The sequence below is a fragment of the Chitinophaga sp. genome (assembly GCF_036566945.1).
Taxonomy (GTDB): domain Bacteria; phylum Bacteroidota; class Bacteroidia; order Chitinophagales; family Chitinophagaceae; genus Chitinophaga.
Genome location: NZ_DATCVJ010001111.1, coordinates 1 through 4,059 on the forward strand (window position 1 = coordinate 1; position 4,059 = coordinate 4,059).

3 protein-coding genes are annotated in these 4,059 nt (G+C 45.5%); 1 reads left to right on the plus strand and 2 read right to left on the minus strand.

All coding sequences use genetic code 11. The features are described 5' to 3' along the window. On the plus strand, nt 1-1,552 hold a 1,552-nt coding region (locus VIP81_RS33355), incomplete at its 5' end, for an SUMF1/EgtB/PvdO family nonheme iron enzyme (protein WP_331972568.1). Nucleotides 1,553-1,757: 205 nt separating this feature from the next. Here the strand turns inward: VIP81_RS33355 and bcp are convergent. Both bcp and VIP81_RS33365 read right to left on the minus strand, forming a co-directional pair. After that, nucleotides 1,758-2,219 (minus strand): thioredoxin-dependent thiol peroxidase, encoded by a 462-nt coding sequence (bcp, locus tag VIP81_RS33360; RefSeq protein ID WP_133807411.1) that lies wholly within the window; start codon nt 2,217-2,219, stop codon nt 1,758-1,760. 32 nt (nt 2,220-2,251) lie between these two features. Further along, nucleotides 2,252-3,940: a M23 family metallopeptidase gene (locus tag VIP81_RS33365; RefSeq protein WP_331972573.1), complete on the minus strand. Its 1,689-nt coding sequence runs from the start codon at nt 3,938-3,940 to the stop codon at nt 2,252-2,254. Between the last annotated feature and the right edge of the window lie 119 nt (nt 3,941-4,059).

The window sequence follows — 4,059 nt, forward strand, 5'->3', positions numbered from 1 at the left end:
CATGCGTAGATTAACCTCTTTATCATTGCTCGTAGGTACCAGCGTAATGCTATCCATGAGTGCCTGTCATAAAGACGGCGGGGGACTTTTCGGTAAGAAGAAGGAATCTTCTTCCGCTACGGGCTGGAACTACAACGACCAGAAAATGGGCGGTTTCAGCGTAGCTAAAAACGTTGCCCAGCAAACGGGCCCGGGCCTTGTGTTTGTACAAGGTGGTACCTTTGCGATGGGAGCAACGGAACAGGATGTAATGGGCGACTGGAATAATATTCCACGTCGTATCACTGTTTCCTCTTTCTACATTGATGAATCTGAAGTAGCCAACGTACATTATCGTGAATATCTTTACTGGTTGAACCGCGTTTATGGCGAGTCATTCCCGGATGTTTACCGCAATGCATTACCCGATACCCTGGTATGGCGTAGTGAACTGGCCTACAACGAACCACTGGTAGAATATTATTTCCGCCACCCGGCTTACAACGACTATCCGGTAGTGGGTGTTACCTGGAAACAGGCCACTGACTATTGTAAATGGCGTTCCAACCGTGTGAACGAAAAATTACTGATGGACAAAGGTTTGCTCTCCAAAGCAGATGTAGGCAACCAGTCAGACGACAACACCTTTGACACCAAGTCATACACGGCTGGTTTGTATGAAGGTACTCCCGGCAAGTTGTCTAAAAGTGCCAAAAACCAATTTAAGAATGCAGACGGAACTCCCCGTAACGCTGCCTTTGAAGATGGGGTGATGTTACCTAACTATCGCCTTCCAACAGAAGCAGAATGGGAATATGCCGCACTGGGTTATATTGGTCAAAACCCCGGTCCTTCCAAAAAAGAAGGTAAACATGGGGAAGAGCTGATCATGAACAAACAGGTGTACTCCTGGGGTACCAACACCAGCGGATTACGTGATATCCGCCGTGGTACCATGCAGGGTCAGTTCCTGGCCAACTTCAAGCGTGGTTCCGGTGATAACATGGGTGTGGCCGGCGGTTTGAATGACCGTGCTTCCATCCCGGGTCCTATCCGCTCCTTCTACCCTAATACGTTCGGCATCTATAACATGTCCGGTAACGTAGCAGAATGGGTACTGGACGTTTACAGACCACTGAACCCGATTGATGGGGAAGACTTTAACTACTTCCGTGGTAACAAATTCCAGACGGTTTATCAGAATGAAAATAAAGAACTGGAAAAAGATAGTCTCGGTCACCTGAAAATGCGTGATGTAACAGACGAAGAAAGTGCGAACCGTCTTAACTATCAGAAAGGTGATGTAATCAACTACCTGGATGGTGACTCCCTTTCACAGGTGGAATATGGTTACGGCGTTACTACGCTGATCAACGATAAGTCACACGTGATCAAGGGTGGTAGCTGGAACGATCGTGCTTACTGGCTTTCACCAGGTACCCGTCGTTACATGCAGGAAGATATGGCCACGAATACCGTTGGTTTCCGTTGCGCCATGGATCGTGTAGGTAGCCCTGAGGGTAACAAGTTTAAAACCGGTAACCTGTTCAAGAAACAGCGTCAAAAGAGATAACAGCGAGTTTTTGTCTTACACAGGATTATACTGATTAAGATGATTCTCACGATTTACTTTTTTGATTTTATAAGATTAAAAAGATTAGGGAAGATAAATGCGGATATCCACATTCATCTTCCCTAATCTTTTTTAATCCTGAAAAAAAACTCCTGAAAATCATCTTAATCAGTATAATCCTGAGTGGGACAAACTCCCCGCGGGACTACTTCCAAAGTTCCAGAATTTCTTCTGTGTGGTTTTTAGTATCCGGTTTTTTGATGATGTGTGCAATCACGCCTTTTTCATCGATGAGAAACGTAGTACGGTGGATGCCGTCGTAGGTTTTACCCATCATTTGTTTTTCGCCCCAAACACCGTATTGGTTCACGATCTTCTTGTCTTCGTCTGCCAATAAAGTAAAAGGCAGATCAAACTTTTCTATGAACTTCTGGTGGCTTTGCTCACTGTCTGTGCTTACGCCTACTACTACATATCCTTTTTTCAACAGCGCATCGTAATTATCACGCAGGTTGCAGGCTTGCGCTGTACATCCCGGCGTATTGTCTTTCGGATAAAAATAGAGGACTACCCGTTTTCCTTTAAAGTCGGTCAGCGATACGGTTTTGCCATGCTGATCATGTCCTTTAAAAACCGGGGCTTTATCGCCTTCATTTAAGTTTCCCATATATAAGGTTTTAGCTGTTTGAAATGATGTTCCTAACGTTTGAAAGAGAGTCTGTAGGTTCCTTCATTGCCGGCAATATCGGTTACTTTCATCACCAGGATATGTGTACCTGGCTGGCAGTGTTCATCGAACGTATAAGTAAGCACGTTACTTCTACGGGAAAACAACAACCATTTACCATCCAGTTCAGCGCGGTAGCTTTTAATACCACTGGCATCGTTCATGGCAAAAGCTATTTTAGCTGCTCTGGCCAGGTTGGCGCCCGGTTTCACACCCAGTGGTGTCACCTCGGGGGCAATGATATCTGCTTCCAGGTGGAAGTTGCCGAAATCACGGAATGTTCCGGTATACCAGCCGTTTTCCAATGTGGTAGCCGAAGCGCTGCTGCCCATTCCTTCTCTCACCATCACTATTTTCGATTGCAGGCTTTCCGGAACAGGGCGGGAAGGACGCATCCGTACACTGAAAAAGTCGTGTACAGGCACCAGTGGTGTATGCAAATGATATATATTGGAATATGCTTTGGTGCTGACAGCTGGAGTTTCGGTGTAGTTGAAACAAATTTTGTCGTACAACGCATCTTCATCCAGGTAAAATTCTACCTGGTTATTTTCAAAGATATTGCGGGAATCCGGATACATGAGATTAGCGCAGCTTTTATCTGCCACTCCCGGACCTCCCTGTTGCAGCTGTAGTTTCACGGTAGATGTATTACCGTAAGCATCTTTCACCAGCAACCTAACTTCATGTACAGCGCCATCATCCAGGTGAATGGTACCATCACCATTCAGATCATGGTAAATATCCAGTTTATTGCCCGGCAAAGAAAAGGCCAGCTGATAGTATGGACCACCGCCTTTTTTCACTTTATAGTCTATATGCGCATTGAGATAACGGGTTTCTTCATAGCCGATATTATCCAGCTGAAAGTCGATGTCCGGCGTCCCGTTTTGTAATAATGTTACTTCGTATATGCCGTAGATGTTACCGGTATTCATACGGTCTACCGCACTCACGCCTATACCTGCATTCGCTGCATTTATTTTAATGACGGGCTGCGTAGTCACATATTCACCCCCCGCTTTTTTCACAGGCAGCATCATAGGTTGCTGCTCATAAATACTTTTGTCGCGGTCATAGATAGCGATGCGATATACATCCGGCGCGTGGGTATCTGCAATATCGAATCCAAACAGCAGCGGGTTAAGCGGCTTTTCTGATTCCGTATTTCTGATTTCAAAGTGCAGATGCGGACCGGCAGAACCGCCGGTATTACCACTCCAGGCAACAAAATCACCTTTCTTTACCGGGAACATGCCAGCAGGAATGGTCAGATCACTTGCCCAGCTTTCGGCCTGGTATTGTTGCTTCTTTACATATTGTTGTAAAGCAGGAAAAAAGGCATTCAAATGCGCATATACAGTCGTGTAGCCATTTGGGTGAGTAATGTATAATACATTGCCAAATCCTGTGTGGGACACGCCGATGCGGCTTACATAACCATCTGCGGCCGCATGTACCGGCAGATTTTCCCTTTGCTGGGTTTTAATATCCATGCCCGAGTGGAAATGGTTAGGACGCAGCTCGCCAAAATTCCCCGCCAGCTCTATGGGAACATTCAACGGATTTCTGAAATAGCCTTGCGGATAGTCCTTTACCGGAATGGATTGCGCTTGTAATAATTGCGGTAGTAAACAAAATAGACCGATGACTCTCTTCATAATATTGCAAATGTAGGGAAAAGAGCAGTTTGCGAAGTTTGTCTTACCCAGGATTATACTGATTTAGATGATGCGGAGGTTGTCTTACCCAGGATTATACTGATTTAGATGATTTTCAG